General features: G+C 63.1%; 1 pseudogene. It reads left to right on the forward strand.

What is annotated here, in order from left to right:
- A pseudogene (locus tag NQL71_RS29780) lies at positions 1-287 on the forward strand (urocanate hydratase); the annotation flags it as partial.

Below are 287 nucleotides of genomic sequence, written 5' to 3' on the forward strand. Positions count from 1 at the left end.
CGTAACTGGGAGTGCTACGACAAGATCGTCGAGAGCCTGACCAACCTGAACGACGACGAGACCCTGCTGGTGCAATCCGGCAAGCCGGTCGGCGTGTTCAAGACCCACGCCAACGCCCCGCGCGTACTGATCGCCAACTCCAACCTGGTGCCGCACTGGGCGAGCTGGGAGCACTTCAACGAACTCGACGCCAAGGGCCTGGCCATGTACGGCCAGATGACCGCCGGCAGCTGGATCTACATCGGCAGCCAGGGCATCGTCCAGGGCACCTACGAAACCTTCGTCGA

Source organism: Pseudomonas serbica, assembly GCF_028823535.1.
Taxonomy (GTDB): domain Bacteria; phylum Pseudomonadota; class Gammaproteobacteria; order Pseudomonadales; family Pseudomonadaceae; genus Aquipseudomonas; species Aquipseudomonas serbica.